The following is a 14,063-nucleotide window of genomic DNA, read 5'->3' as shown; positions in this document are numbered from 1 at the left end:
GCAAAAAAAGGGCACTTAATATTCCAATATTGAAAATCATTAGAGCTAATTTTACGTAAAACAGTCTTATTAGTCATAAAATCTCTCAATCTTTTTTATTTAATTAAAAAAATATTTACAAAATTTACCCCATAAAAAACGCATTCAATTATTAAAATTAACTCCCGTACAATCAGAAGTATAAACTAATGATAAAGAAATAAAACACTCCTTAAAAACCGATTATTTCAAGATTATTTATGTTTTATTTTAAAAAATATCCCTCCAAAACTTGCACCGTATTATAAAAACCTCTACTTTTGCACCACAATAAACGAACGAAGTAAGTCAAACAAAAATATACGGTTTCTTAGCTCAGTTGGTAGAGCAATGGATTGAAAATCCATGTGTCCCTGGTTCGATTCCTGGAGAAACCACAAACCACCTTAATCAAGGTGGTTTTTTTATGTCTATATCTCTTCATTTAAAATTTAAAGATTCTAAACAGTTATATTTTCTAGTTTTTGTGTAATTTTAATCACCAATTGATATTTATCTTTACATTAAAACACCTTTCAGGTACCATTTATACAATGAAGCATGTTATCTTCTTATTCATATTAATTCTTTCCTCTGGTAATATGGTCGCTCAAAAAGACGACTCCACAGCATATTGTGATATTTTAATTAAAAAAGGAATTGATGCCCTGTATAAAAAAGATCATTCCACATCCTTAGAACTATTTGCTGAAGCAAAAAAAATTGCTGAACAAAAAAATCTGTACGAGAGCCAGTTTATTACCACCAACTGTATTGGGCTGAATTATTATCAAATGTCAGATTACAGCACCGCTTTAGATTATTATTTAGAAGCCTACTCCATCGCCGTAAAACATTTGAAAAGCGATCGTGAGATGACTATACTTAATAACATTGCTCTCGTTTACCTGCAACAAGGAAAGTATAAAGAATCTGAAAAACATCAAAAAAGAGCATACGATTTGGCAGTAACCAATAAAGACAATATTGGTATTGCTATTTATTCAAGCAGCTTGGCAGATCTTTACAATATTACGCATCAACTGGATAAAGCTTCCGAGTACATCAAAATATCCAGACAGGCTTTGGTACAAAATAATGACCCGAGAATTGATATTGACCTTGATTTGGCAGAAGCCAAAAATCTCGTTGAAAGAAAAGACTATGACAAAGCACTCAGTATTCTTGAACCTCTTTTAAACAAACTAAAAAATAAAGAATATATCGATCATAGAATCTCTGCTTTACTAATACTTTCTAAAGTTTATTTAGGCAAGAAAGATAACGGCAAAGCCATTACTTATGCTCATCAGGCACAAAAAGAAAACCTCAATTACACCAATACAAAAGATATTTACAATCAGTTTTCCAATCTTTATTTCAGTGCAGGAGATTATAACAAAGCCCTACAATACAAAGATTCTGTAATCATTGTTAAAGATTCATTGAATGCAATTAAAAATCAGGCAATGTATCAAAATAGTGAAATCAAACTAAAGCTTCAGGATTCGGAAAAAGAACTTAAAAGCGAAAAAAGATTAAAGTTTTACGTTGCAGCATTCTGTATTTCACTTCTTCTTTTATTAAGCTGGCTCTTTAGAACACTTTATTTAAAAAACCGACAAAAAAGAACCATCGCTGAGCGTAATGAACACATTATTGCCTTAGAATTAAAAAATAAAGAAAATGACAATCTTTTACTTGAACAACAAATCAAGGAAAAAGAAACTGAAACTCTTTTAGAAAAAGAAAAACTTAAAAACGAACTGGAAAGCAGAAATAGAAAATTAGCTGCCAATGCCATCCACATCGCCCAAAGAAATGATAAGATAGAAGAGTATATTCTTAAATTAAAAAAGAATCCGGAGATTATTAAAAGTAATCCGCTTTCACAGCAACTGGATCAATTAAAATTAATTCTAACAAAAGAGGACAATAACGACGATTTCTTAACACATTTTGAAAGAATCAACAGTAAGTTTATTGATACCCTAAAATTGAAACATCCAGACCTTACCTTGAATGATATTCGATATATCAGTTATATTTATATGAATCTTTCTACGAAAGAAATCTCTTCTATCTTCAATATCACCATCGAAGCTTGCAGAAAGAGGAAAGAAAGAGTTTCTAAAAAATTAAATCTAGCAAACTCAAACGATCTATACAACTATTTATCAAGTATTTAAATTAAAAAGTCACGCTTTTTCCGTTGACCGTCTTACTATTTCCCTCTTGATCTAGTGTGAAGTTTTCTTCAAAAAATAAATTTGTAACTGTTAATTAATAGAACAATATTATGAAGAAAACAGTACTTACTTTATTTTTTATTCTTTTTCTGCAAATATCATTCGCTCAGGTGAGTTTTGCTGGAAACCCAGAATATGGACAGTTGAGAAACTTCGTTTACGATAAAACTGTTAGCAACAAAATCTACGCAACCACGTATATTGATAAGCACATTATGGTATCCACCGACAATGGCACCACCTGGAATATTTTATACACACTCGCCTATCCCGCATATGCCCCAAATATTTCACAAATGAAACTTACGAATAACGGGACAGCATTGAGCTTTATTCAATATTTTGGTGCAGGAAGCTCGTTTAACAAAGTGATTGTATTAGACCTGCAGTCTTTAAATATCATTAAAGAATTTAATATTCCAACAAATGAAGCTATTGCTTCTATCAGTAATTATTCTATTCTTGATAATGGTAATATGAATACCGCTAGCTTATTGACAAAAGGTGATAATGATAAGTTTTTTACCACTACAAATGGTGGCAGCTCTTGGACTAAAGTGTATGATGCAACCAATCATGAAAATGTTATCCTGAACGATGCTATCATGGATCCAGTAGACGCTCAAAAGCTTTATATTGTTCGTAATGGAGGCCCCGGAAATGTGGATGGAGGTTTATTAAAATCAACTGACGCCGGAGCTACCTGGACAGAAACATTGAACGGACTTATTCTTCAATCCATCGCTATCAACCCTTCCAATCCCAATATCATTTATGCCGGAACAGGAATACTTTGGGCGTATCCAACACAACATGAAGCAGTTTACAAATCAACTGACGGAGGAAATACATGGGCAGAACAAACAGGAATTACATGGTCCACAAATACCCAAGGACTAAAAAATGTTCCAAAAATTGAAATAAATCCTTACGATCCAAACCATGTTATTATTTTAGCAGATGACAGGGTCGCGGTAACAGTTAATGACGGAAGTACATGGACCACTACTCCACACAATGGCATAGCAGACGGTAGCTCTTATTTTTATGGAATTAACGCAGCCTTTAATCCCAAAAATTTAAATAATGTTTTAATTTCAAGCAACCGTTTCCCTAAATTATCTTCAGACAAAGGAGTAACTCTCACTTCTATAGCAAATCCTTTTTTTAGAGGAATGGGAAAAATAAATACCATAGATGATAACGGAACCGACAAATTGATTTACGGAGTACAATATGGTTATACTGTTAAAAATCTTGTGAATAATCTGGAAACTCCGATCAATGTAATGCCCCTTAGCGAAAGTCCAATGAGCGGGGAAATAGGTCTTATCTATGTAGACAGAAAAAAGGCAGGAAGAGTGTACACCTATGAATCATCTTTTATGGGAAACAACATCAATGTAAGTGATGACTATGGAACTAATGTAACGCAGCTTTATAATACATATGACACAGGTTTTACAGCTGCTGAAACAGATCCTACCAATTCAAATATTGCTTGGATAGCCACTTTCAACGGAGTGAATGCCACTTTAATCAAATCAGATTTCACCAATATCGGAAATCCTACCAATGATATCATCACATTACCCTATGATGAGGATTATATTTATGGAATTAAAGTCAATCAAAATAATGCTAATGAAGTATTGGTAACCGTAGGTAATAAACTATTTAAAACAACCAACAGCGGAACGTCATGGACTGAAATCACAGCAGGTTTACAAGGTTTAGTGCTTCCAAATATTGCTTTAAGTTTAGTTCAAAACCCATTGAATACAAACCAATATACTATGGCAGCTTCAAATGGTATTTACACTTCACTTGACTCAGGAAATACATGGTCTAAAATCTACGACGGAATGGTAAATAAAGTAGAACACTCTACCAAACAAAACGGACAAATCATAGGAATTACCAATACTTATTTAGATACTCTTCCTAAAGTAATTTACACCAACAACGGAGGAGCAAACTGGCAGGAAAGAACGGCTTCCAATTATTTCAACACTACCGTTTTGGATGGTACAGCACGTTTTGTAGATACGAATACCGCTGAAGTATATTTAACCACTAATTCTTTAGGAATTATAAAAGATGTAATTAACTTCTCTACTTTAGGAACTTCAAACCCCGGTATTGTAAAAGATGACATCAGTATTTATCCAAATCCGGCTCAGGACGTCATCAATATTAAATTAGGTAAAAATGCTACTAAGTTTAAAGTAACCATATACAGTACTGTAGGACAATTGGTTTTAACCTCAGAGAATAAATCTAGTATTGATATTTCCAATTTAACAAAAGGAGTTTACCTTTTGAAAATTGAGCAACTCAACAGCCCAACGATAATTAAAAAAGTTATCAAAAAATAACTTCTTTAATCTTTTTTCACAATCCTGAAACCGCCTCTCCCAAAGGCGGTTTTTTAATTTATTATCAAATTTTTAAGATTAAAAATAAATCTTCCACAATTATCAATAAAAGAAACAGATTAATTATTCTTCTCTTTATCATTAGGGTGTTATAGTATTTTATGTATTTGATTTCATTTAAAAATATAAAAATGAGCCATACTTTCAATACTATTCCTCATTTATTTACGTTGAAAATAAGTATATTCGCTTTTTTAATTTTATTTCAAAAAATGAAGAAGATCATCTCTGGATTATTTTTATTTACTTCCATCATTACTTTTGCTCAGGAAGCAATACAGTTTCAGGACTTACCATTCAAAGATCTTATTGCAAAGGCAAAAAAAGACAATAAACTCATTTTTCTTGATGCGTATACTTCTTGGTGTGGCCCTTGTAAAATGATGGAAAAAAATATATTCACTCAAAAATCTGTTGGGGATTATTACAATTCCAGTTTTGTGAATGCAAGATTCGATATGGAGAAAGGAGAAGGAAGAGAAATTGCCATGAAATATGGGGTTCGCTCCTATCCTACTTACTTGTTTCTAAATGGCGATGGAGAACTGGTTTCTCAAAATTCCGGCTATATGGAAGGAGATATGTTTGTATCGATGGCCAAGGAAATAAATTCACCTAACAATAAAAAAGGTTCCCTTAAAGAACGCTTTGCAAAAGGAGAAAAAGATCCTGAATTCTTAATCAACATCATGAAACTTAATTCATCATCTGATTTTGATTTTGCAAGAAAAGCCTCAGAAAGATATTTTGAAACGAAAAAGAAAACAGACGAATTATCAAAAGATGACATCGGATTTTTATTATTCTTTTTAAAATCTACCGAGGAACCCAACTATAAAGTCTTTGTATCTAAAAAAGCAGATATCATTAAATTTCTTCCAGAAGACACTTATAAACAATTTGATAATCAATTAATATTATCTAAAGTAGTTGAACAATCCATTGATGATAAAAACAAAAGGATCAATGAAGAATATTTCATGAAAACGGCTGAACCTTTGGTGGGAAAATATGATGCTGAGGTTAAACTTAATCAAACAAAATTAAGCTACTACGAACAGAATGTTAATTTTACAGAATACGAAAAAGCAGCTTTAGAATATTATAAAAATTCAGATTCTTTTGAACCGAATGAGTTGCTAAAAGCAGCATGGATTTTCTCTGAACATATCAAAACTCCATCTTCACTCAAGAAAGGGTTGGAATGGGCAGAAAAATCAGTAATGAGAGGTGAAACCTCAGAAAACACGTATATTTTGGCAAGACTTTATTTCTTAACAGGGAATAATGATATGGCAAAAACATATGCTGAAATGTCTAAAAATATAGCATCTCAGTCACAAAAAGATTCTAGTCTAGCAGAAGCGTTATTAAAACAAATAAAATAACAAATGTTGAAAAATAAAATTCTTACAGGATTCCTAACCTTATCGGTATTAGGAACAATCAATGCTCAGGAGCAAAATAATGAAAAGAGTGTCTATGTAAAAGCAAATGCTGTATTTTTACCAATAGGAATTTTAAATGCTGCCGTAGAGCACCAAATAAGTAAAAAGTACACTGTACAAGCAGATGTTTTCATCTCCCCTTGGAAATCTTTTGCAGGTCATAAATTACAAAACTATTCAATAGGCGTAGAGGGAAGGTATTATTTTAATGAAGCTTTTAAACATTGGTATATCGGAGCCAATATTACTGGATCAGCTTTCAATTTACAAAAATGGAATTATTGGAACGACAATATTTCAGAAAGCGAAGATGGTTTAACAAGCCATATCAATTCAAATCTTTATCAAAAAGGTTATTCTATTGCATTAGGAGTTACAGGAGGTTATCAATTTCAATTATCAGACAGATGGAATATGGACATCTATGCTACGGTGGGCACCTCTCAAGGATTTTATAAAGGATATGACCGTTCAACAGGAGAAAGATATGATTCAGCCGACAGATATAATAAAAGTGGAGAAATCATTCCTTACAGAGGCGGTGTCATGATTTCTTATAAATTAAAATAATACAATGAAACTTTTCGGGAAAAACCATATTATCATTTCAGCTATTACTTTTGTTATTCTGTTTTTAATGAATTTTATAGGAAATGAGCAAGCAGATAAATTACAAAGTGCTGTGATGATAGCAGGTGCGGGAGTTATAGGGTTAACAATCGGACTTTTTATCTTGAATAAAGGTAAAGATGATAAAACTCCACCGCCGGACTTTGACTAGTCAGAAGGTGAATGGTCAATTTAGCTTCGCTAGTCAATCGTGAATTTTAAAATTCACAAGCGCAGCAAATTGACCATTCACCAACCCTAGTTTTCGTAAACAACATATTTAGTCCTTATTTTCTCAAATTTATCTAAATCTGGTTTCCATGAAGCCTTTATTTCTTTGATAGATTTTCCGGCAACGATTTGTTTTCTCAACTCATCAGTTCCTGCCAACGTATCAAACCATAAATTCTTAAGGAAAAAATCCTGTTGTGGATTTTTATAATTCTTATAAGCTTTAATCACCCATTCAAGATTCAGTTCTCTTAAATCTGTCGGATAATTGGAAAGGTTTTCACCATAACATAGTTTACCGTTTAAGAAAGGATCTTTAGCTCCAAAGTTCGGTTTTGGAGTAAACTGATAAGGCATATCTTTTGTCCAAGGTGAACCGTAAATTTGAAAAGGCAAATCTGTCCCTCTTCCTGCAGAAACCTGAGTTCCTTCAAAAAAGCATAGACTTGGATATAAGTTAATTGATTTATCGTTTGGCAAATTCGGTGATGGCTTATCTAAGATGGCATAACGTTTTTTCTTATGATAGCTTTGCATCTGGATCAAAGTATATTTTGCCTGAACTCCATTTTTAAGCCACTTTTCTCCGTTCACCATTTTCCCATATTCTCCAATTGTCAATCCATACACTACAGGAACTTCATGCATTCCTACAAAGCTGGACCATTTTTTCTTTAAAACCGGTCCGTCTGTATACCCATCATGTGGATTTGGACGGTCTAAAACCATGATCTCAACATTATTCTCTGCTCCAGCCTCCATTAAATAGGTTAAAGTAGAAATATAAGTGTAGAACCTTGCCCCAACATCCTGAATATCAAAAATTACGACATCAAGTCCTTTTAGCTGCTCAGGTTTTGGCTTTTTATTATTTCCATATAAAGAAACGATAGGAATTCCTGTTTTCACATCTACCCCATTTTTCACTTTCTCACCGGCGTCAGCATCTCCTCTAAAACCATGTTCAGGAGCAAAGATGGCTTTTATTTTAATATTATTTTTAACCAAGAAATCTACCAGATAGGTTTTATCACTCATCAAGCCTGTTTGATTGGTTACAATACCCACTGTTTTATTCTTTAATAGGGGTAAATAAACTTCCGGGCGGTCTGCTCCCGTTTTAAAACCATCATTATTTGGCTTCTGAGAATAATATTGATTGAATACACCTAAAAAAATTAGGCAAATAAGAAGTAAATTTTTAATTTTGAAATCTAAATTCATAAGCTTGAAATTTCCTTTATATTTCTCTAGAAAAATAGCGTTTTCCAAAGATAACAAAAATAACCTTTCGAGGGTTATCATCTTCATAGGCAGACTTTCTGTGGCTTTAGGAATTATCGTTTCATTGATAACGGTTTCCACAGGTTTTGGTTCGAAGAAAGCGATTAAAGAGAGATTAGCAGATTTCAACGGGCACATTACGGTAAAATCCACACGATCGAACTCTTCCTACAACACTTCAGTTCTTGATAGTCAGGGATTAGATATTCCTAAAATAAAAGAACTTCCCGATGTAGAATCAGTTCAGAAATACGCTATGGTAACAGGAATTATGCGTAACGAGCATAATTTTGCCGGAATAATCTTTAAAGGAATTGGAAAAGATTTTGACAGTTTACGATTTAAAAAATTCTTGGTTGCTGGAAGAACTCCAAAAATTACCGAAGTAGGATACAATAATGGGGTTACAATTTCTCAGAAAATAGCCAATGATCTTCATTTAAAATTAAAAGACAGCATTGTCACCATTTTTTCAAAAGCAGATCAAAAGCCTATTTACAGAAAATTTGAAGTGGTCGGGATTTACAAGACTGACATTAAAATGATTGACGAACAGTTTGTCATTGGCGGAATTAATCATGTGAGAAAAATTCAGGATATGAAACCTAATGAAATAGGTGGAATTGATATTTTCCTAAAAAACGTAAATGACATCGACCGTGATTTTCCTGAAATCGAAGGTCTTATAGGTTACAAAAACTACGCAGAAAAAGCAACAGAAAAATTCCCTCAAATAACAGACTGGATCAGTATTTTTGATACCAATATCGCGTTGATCATCGTGATTATGTTGATTGTAGTAGTTATTAATATCATCATGGTTCTTTTAATTTTGATCATTGAAAGAACAAATTCTATTGGTTTGCTTAAAACGTTGGGAGCAAGCAATTCTCAGATACGCGCTACTTTTATCAATTATACTTTAATTATCATGGTGCCCGGGCTTTTATACGGAAACGTTATTGGAATTGGTTTGATATTATTACAAAAGTTCTTTGGAATCATTAAACTGAATCCTGAAAATTATTACGTAAGTACTGTTCCTGTAGATTTAAATCCGATTGCTATTATTTCAATTTCATTGGGAATTTTGATTATTTCAGGATTGGCATTGATCATTCCAAGTTATTTGATTAGCAAGATTTCTCCGGTTAAAGCGATTAAGTATAATTAATTTTTAATCTACACAGTCATTGCGAACCGAAGGTGAAGCAATCTCTTAAAAGTATTTAATCGTTGAAATTTGAACCATTAAGTTTGAGTTTAAGGAGTTAAGAATATTAAGAGTAAACTCTGTTTTAAGTTGAGATTGCTTCGTCGCTGTGCTCCTCGCAATGACAAATAGCTCTGACAACGACCAATACCCTAGCCCCGATTGTAGTGAAAATCCTTTTTTGAAAAAAAGATTGTAATGAAAAGCGGGAAAAAGCTTCAAAAAATAAAAACAATCAATAAAGAGTTGCCAATTAATTTCTTTATTAATTTTCCAAGTTCGTTTGTAAAATTCACTATTAACATTTGATAATTCACGGATTAATTATACTCAAATCATAATTGTTAGTTATTTGAAAGCTGTATCTTTGCACGGCTTATAAAACCAATTATGAAATACGCAAAAAACATTCTTGAAACTATAGGAAATACGCCACTAGTAAAGCTTAATAAAGTTTTAGGAGAAGATTTCCCGGCATTAGTTTTAGCAAAAGTAGAGACATTCAACCCAGGGAACTCGGTGAAAGACAGAATGGCTCTGAAAATGATTGAAGATGCAGAGAAAGACGGAAGATTAAAACCGGGAGGAACCATTATTGAAGGGACTTCTGGAAATACAGGGATGGGGTTGGCTCTTGCAGCAATCATCAAAGGTTACAAATGTATTTTTGTGACCAACTCTAAACAGTCTAAAGAAAAATGTGATATTCTTCGTGCCGTAGGTGCTGAGGTAATCGTTTGTCCTACAGATGTAAAACCTACAGATCCACGTTCTTATTATTCAGTTTCTAAAAGATTGGCTACTGAAACAGAAAACGGATGGTACGTTAACCAATACGATAATTTATCGAACAGAACCGCTCATTACGAGTCTACTGCTCCTGAAATTTGGGAACAGACTGAAGGTCAATTAACTCACTTTGTAGCTGGAGCCGGAACCGGAGGTACTGTTACAGGTTGCGGAATGTTCTTCAAGGAGAAAAATCCTAATATCAAAGTAATTGGAGTTGATACATATGGTTCTATTTTGAAAGAATTCCACGAAACGGGTGAGCTTCATTACGACCATGCTTACACGTATATCACAGAAGGAATTGGTGAAGATATCATTCCTGAAAACTATGATATGTCTATCATTGATCATTTTGAGAAAGTAACGGATAAAGACGGTGCGATCTACGCTAGAAAACTGGCTAAAGAAGAAGGAATTTTCTGTGGATATTCTGCAGGAAGCGCGATTGCTTCTTTAATTCAGATGAAAGATCAGTTTACAAAAGATGATGTAATTGTTGTTCTTTTACACGATCACGGTTCAAGATATGTAGGAAAAGTCTACAACGACGAATGGATGAAAGAAATGGGTTGGTTAGATTAATCAATCTCCATCATAAAAACAAAAATCAGAGTAAACATTTACTCTGATTTTTTTATTCTTTAATATTTTTCTTAAGTACTTGTTTCAATAAGCTATAATCTTTCTCACTCATTGATTTTCGTGGAAACATATAATTGAATTTTCCTTCCAAAGAAATAAATTCATTATTTGATTCAAAATATTTAAAATCTTCCCACTTACTTAGTTCTTCCTGACCATTAAGATTGACGTTAAAAATTTCATCATTGAATCTAATCTCATACATCTTAGAATTTTCCAGTGATTTTAAATATCCATTAACCTGCTTTTTCCATCTTGAAACTTTGTTGATACTCACGGAAAGATAAACAGCACAAAGAAGAAAAATAAAACTCGCAAAATATAAAACTCCGAAGCTTTCTTCATTTAGATTATGTTTAAAACAAAACGTGATTAATAAAACCAATCCAACGGTAATTGTAGAAATTGTTTTACTTTTAGTAGTTGGTGAAAAAAATAAACTTCCTTGATTACCGCTGAAATAAATCTCCTCAAAATCCTTTCTGTTTACATCCAACTTAATAATTTTATCTCCGTCCATTTCTTAGAAATATTTAATTTGTTTTAAAAGTTTACAAAACTAAATTAAATATCTTCATAATGGGCACTTATTCCGGAAAGTTTGATCATTAATTCACGGTTTTTGCGTTTTAAATCTTCCATTTTACGAAGCATATCATGAATGACTTCTAAACCCGGAAGATTAATCTCCAGATCATAATGCCAATTGGCAAATTTCTCAAAAACTGGAAGATCTTCATACATCAGATATCGAATCTCATTTTCAGTCTGAATGTGTAATAAACCAGAATCTACCAGTTCATCAAAAAAAGTAATCTCTATATTGTATATTTTTACGAGTTCTTCTCGCGATATTTTTTCATCCATGACTTAGGTGTTTTTAAGTTGTTCGAAAAGTTCTTTCTGTTTCTCGGTAAGATTTGTCGGCAACTTCACTTCGTAAGTCACAAATAAATCTCCAAACTGTCCTTCTTTTTTATACACCGGAAAACCTTTCCCTTTCAGTCTTACCGTTACTCCGCTTTGGGTTTCAGGTTTTACCTTCAGGTTAACACTTCCGTCCAATGTATTTACCTGTACATCGCCGCCAAGAACCGCAGTATACAAATCAACAGTAACTTTGGTTTTTAAATCATCTCCTACTCTTTCAAAATCAGGATCTGAATTGATGCTAAAAGTAATATACAGATCACCATTCGGACCTCCATTATATCCTGGGCTTCCGTGACCTTTCAGCTTAATTTGTTGCCCGTCATATACTCCCGCAGGAATGGTAATTCTTACTTTCTTGCCGTTAATATCAAAAGTCTGAGGATGCGTTGTTGCAGCATCTCTTAAATTTAAATTTAATTCTGCATGCACATCCTGCCCTTTAAATTTTCCCGAAGCACTTCCTCGTGAGCTCTTGCCAAAACCGCCACCTGCTCCACCAAACATATCCTGGAAAAAGTCTGAAAAATCTTCACCTTCTCCAAAATCAGCACCCGAAGATCTGCCTCCATAATGTCCGCCCTGACTTTGAGATTGCTGTCTTTGCTGTTGCTGTGCTTTTTCGTATTCTTCACCATGCTTCCAATGTTCACCATATTTATCATACTTTGTACGATTTTCCGGATTACTGAGAACTTCATTGGCTTCATTCAGCTCTTTGAATTTTCTCTCTGCTTCTTTGTCGTTGGGATTAAGATCAGGATGGAGTTTTCTCGCCTGCTTTCGGTACGCTTTTTTAATATCATCCTGCGTTGCGCTTTTATCTACGCCTAAAATTTTATAGTAATCTATATAAGCCATAAAAACGATTATTTACTCAAATTTAACAAATTTATGCCTGAAAATAAAATAATAGGATGTTAAAAATAAAACTATCTTTGATAAAAAACATGGATGAAAGAAGTATTTAAAAACTACTCCGGAATTATATTTTTACTCGTCGGAATCACTGTTGGAAGTATTATCGGAATTATTGCACCCCATTTTGTAGATTATATAAAACCTTTGGGAGATATTTTCCTTAATCTCCTTTTTGTGAGTGTAGTTCCGCTGGTCTTTTTTGCCGTTTCTAATTCTATTGCTTCTTTGGAACAGCAGTCTAAGTTTGGAAAAATAATGTTGACCATGGTTTTCACCTTTCTATTCTTTATTTTAACAGCGGCTATTTTTACCATCTGTGTTGTTTATTTATTTCCTGTTTCCGGAGTTTCGGGAAGCAAGGAAATTGTAGAAGAAGCAGCTAATAATGACACTTGGGGAAATAGAATTGTAGGTTTCTTTACCGTAGGAGAATTTACCCAGCTTTTTTCAAGGCAAAATATGTTGGCGCTCTTAATTTTTGCTTTTATGACAGGATTTGCAGCAAGAAAAGCAGGTGAACAAGGGCAGCCCTTCAGAGTTTTTCTTGCCTCCGGATATGAGGTAATGAAAGAATTGCTTTTATTGATCATGAAAATCGCACCAATTGGGTTGGGTGCTTATTTTGCCTATCAGGTAGCTACTTTAGGACCTCAGCTTTTTGGATTTTATGCGAAACCTTTAGGCTTATATTATATCGCAGGAATTGTTTATTTCTTCGTATTTTTCTCACTCTATGCATTTATGGCAAACGGACAAAATGGTATCAAGAGCTTCTGGAAAAATGCAATCTATCCAAGCTTAACTGCGTTAAGTACCTGCAGCAGCTTTGCCACCATGCCTGCTAACTTACAGGCTGCATCAAAAATTGGTGTTCCAAGTTCTATTGCGAATCTTGTGATTCCTATTGGAACCACTTTGCATAAGAATGGATCTTCCATGTCTTCCATCATTAAAATTTACGTAGCCTTCTTAATTATCGGCAGAGATTTTTTTGAACCGACAAATCTTCTGTTAGCATTAGGAATTACGGTTTTTGTAAGTATCGTTGCAGGAGGAATTCCCAACGGTGGATATATTGGTGAAATGCTGATGATCTCTGTTTATAAATTGCCTCAGGAAGCGATTCCGGCTGTAATGATTATCGGAACATTGGTTGATCCTTTGGCAACGGTTTTAAATGCGGTTGGACAGGTTGTAGCTTCGATGTTTGTGAATCGGTTTGTCAAGACTTGATGTTTTATTTAAACACAATTTTGACGTCCTATTTTTTTTGTAGTTTAAACACAAA

General features: G+C 33.5%; 12 protein-coding genes and 1 tRNA gene. 9 read left to right on the top strand and 4 right to left on the bottom strand.

What is annotated here, in order from left to right; genetic code table 11:
- Window positions 1–343 precede the first annotated feature (343 nt).
- The 6 genes from BUB80_RS16110 (at window position 344) to BUB80_RS16085 (ending at window position 6,934) form a co-directional block, all read left to right on the top strand.
- Window positions 344–416: transfer RNA gene (locus tag BUB80_RS16110), tRNA-Phe, on the top strand.
- Between the two features lie 156 nt (window positions 417–572).
- Window positions 573–2,207 (top strand): tetratricopeptide repeat protein, encoded by a 1,635-nt coding sequence (locus tag BUB80_RS16105; RefSeq protein WP_073294847.1) that lies wholly within the window; start codon window positions 573–575, stop codon window positions 2,205–2,207.
- Window positions 2,208–2,317: 110 nt separating this feature from the next.
- The gene (locus BUB80_RS16100; protein ID WP_073294844.1) at window positions 2,318–4,645 is read left to right on the top strand and encodes a T9SS type A sorting domain-containing protein; all 2,328 of its coding nucleotides are present in this window, start codon (window positions 2,318–2,320) and stop codon (window positions 4,643–4,645) included.
- A 272-nt stretch (window positions 4,646–4,917) separates the two neighbouring features.
- A complete protein-coding gene (locus BUB80_RS16095) occupies window positions 4,918–6,093 on the top strand; it encodes a thioredoxin fold domain-containing protein (protein ID WP_073294878.1) in 1,176 nt (391 codons plus the stop codon).
- Window positions 6,094–6,096: 3 nt separating this feature from the next.
- Window positions 6,097–6,723, top strand: a complete 627-nt coding sequence (locus BUB80_RS16090) for a DUF3575 domain-containing protein (protein WP_073294841.1) — start codon at window positions 6,097–6,099, stop codon at window positions 6,721–6,723.
- 4 nt (window positions 6,724–6,727) lie between these two features.
- Entirely contained in the window at window positions 6,728–6,934 is a 207-nt protein-coding gene (locus BUB80_RS16085; protein ID WP_073294838.1) for a hypothetical protein, read from the top strand.
- Between the two features lie 86 nt (window positions 6,935–7,020).
- Here BUB80_RS16085 and BUB80_RS16080 read toward each other — a convergent pair whose 3' ends face one another.
- The gene (locus BUB80_RS16080; RefSeq protein ID WP_073294875.1) at window positions 7,021–8,217 is read right to left on the bottom strand and encodes an exo-beta-N-acetylmuramidase NamZ family protein; all 1,197 of its coding nucleotides are present in this window, start codon (window positions 8,215–8,217) and stop codon (window positions 7,021–7,023) included.
- A gap of 4 nt (window positions 8,218–8,221) precedes the next feature.
- On the opposite strand from BUB80_RS16080, the gene BUB80_RS16075 reads away from it, so the two are divergent.
- On the top strand, window positions 8,222–9,451 hold the full coding sequence (locus tag BUB80_RS16075; protein WP_073294834.1) for an ABC transporter permease: 1,230 nt from the start codon (window positions 8,222–8,224) through the stop codon (window positions 9,449–9,451).
- Between the two features lie 429 nt (window positions 9,452–9,880).
- Window positions 9,881–10,864, top strand: coding sequence for a PLP-dependent cysteine synthase family protein (locus BUB80_RS16070; RefSeq protein ID WP_073294831.1), 984 nt, complete (start codon window positions 9,881–9,883; stop codon window positions 10,862–10,864).
- Between the two features lie 52 nt (window positions 10,865–10,916).
- Here BUB80_RS16070 and BUB80_RS16065 read toward each other — a convergent pair whose 3' ends face one another.
- Genes BUB80_RS16065 through BUB80_RS16055 form a run of 3 tightly spaced genes read right to left on the bottom strand, consistent with a single transcriptional unit; the run spans window position 10,917 to window position 12,715 of the window.
- Window positions 10,917–11,444, bottom strand: a complete 528-nt coding sequence (locus tag BUB80_RS16065) for a hypothetical protein (RefSeq protein ID WP_073294828.1) — start codon at window positions 11,442–11,444, stop codon at window positions 10,917–10,919.
- 44 nt (window positions 11,445–11,488) lie between these two features.
- Complete coding sequence (locus tag BUB80_RS16060; protein WP_054513154.1) at window positions 11,489–11,791, bottom strand: chaperone modulator CbpM; 303 nt, start codon at window positions 11,789–11,791, stop codon at window positions 11,489–11,491.
- Window positions 11,792–11,794: 3 nt separating this feature from the next.
- Window positions 11,795–12,715, bottom strand: coding sequence for a DnaJ C-terminal domain-containing protein (locus BUB80_RS16055; protein ID WP_073294826.1), 921 nt, complete (start codon window positions 12,713–12,715; stop codon window positions 11,795–11,797).
- Window positions 12,716–12,808: 93 nt separating this feature from the next.
- Between BUB80_RS16055 and BUB80_RS16050 the strand changes: the two genes are divergently transcribed.
- Complete coding sequence (locus BUB80_RS16050) at window positions 12,809–14,008, top strand: dicarboxylate/amino acid:cation symporter (RefSeq protein WP_073294823.1); 1,200 nt, start codon at window positions 12,809–12,811, stop codon at window positions 14,006–14,008.
- Window positions 14,009–14,063 lie beyond the last annotated feature (55 nt).

It is taken from the genome of Chryseobacterium polytrichastri (assembly GCF_900142445.1).
GTDB classification, from domain to species: domain Bacteria; phylum Bacteroidota; class Bacteroidia; order Flavobacteriales; family Weeksellaceae; genus Chryseobacterium; species Chryseobacterium polytrichastri.
Note: the sequence above shows the minus strand (reverse complement) of the source record. Positions and strands in the feature narration are given on the sequence as shown.

What these genes read in the sequence shown, in the direction of transcription:
- BUB80_RS16105 (WP_073294847.1), top strand. Translation starts at nt 573, where the DNA reads ATGAAGCATGTTATCTTCTTATTCATATTAATTCTTTCCTCTGGTAAT.
- BUB80_RS16100 (WP_073294844.1), top strand. Translation starts at nt 2,318, where the DNA reads ATGAAGAAAACAGTACTTACTTTATTTTTTATTCTTTTTCTGCAAATA.
- BUB80_RS16095 (WP_073294878.1), top strand. Translation starts at nt 4,918, where the DNA reads ATGAAGAAGATCATCTCTGGATTATTTTTATTTACTTCCATCATTACT.
- BUB80_RS16090 (WP_073294841.1), top strand. Translation starts at nt 6,097, where the DNA reads ATGTTGAAAAATAAAATTCTTACAGGATTCCTAACCTTATCGGTATTA.
- BUB80_RS16085 (WP_073294838.1), top strand. Translation starts at nt 6,728, where the DNA reads ATGAAACTTTTCGGGAAAAACCATATTATCATTTCAGCTATTACTTTT.
- BUB80_RS16080 (WP_073294875.1), bottom strand. Translation starts at nt 8,217, where the DNA reads ATGAATTTAGATTTCAAAATTAAAAATTTACTTCTTATTTGCCTAATT.
- BUB80_RS16070 (WP_073294831.1), top strand. Translation starts at nt 9,881, where the DNA reads ATGAAATACGCAAAAAACATTCTTGAAACTATAGGAAATACGCCACTA.
- BUB80_RS16065 (WP_073294828.1), bottom strand. Translation starts at nt 11,444, where the DNA reads ATGGACGGAGATAAAATTATTAAGTTGGATGTAAACAGAAAGGATTTT.
- BUB80_RS16060 (WP_054513154.1), bottom strand. Translation starts at nt 11,791, where the DNA reads ATGGATGAAAAAATATCGCGAGAAGAACTCGTAAAAATATACAATATA.
- BUB80_RS16055 (WP_073294826.1), bottom strand. Translation starts at nt 12,715, where the DNA reads ATGGCTTATATAGATTACTATAAAATTTTAGGCGTAGATAAAAGCGCA.
- BUB80_RS16050 (WP_073294823.1), top strand. Translation starts at nt 12,809, where the DNA reads ATGAAAGAAGTATTTAAAAACTACTCCGGAATTATATTTTTACTCGTC.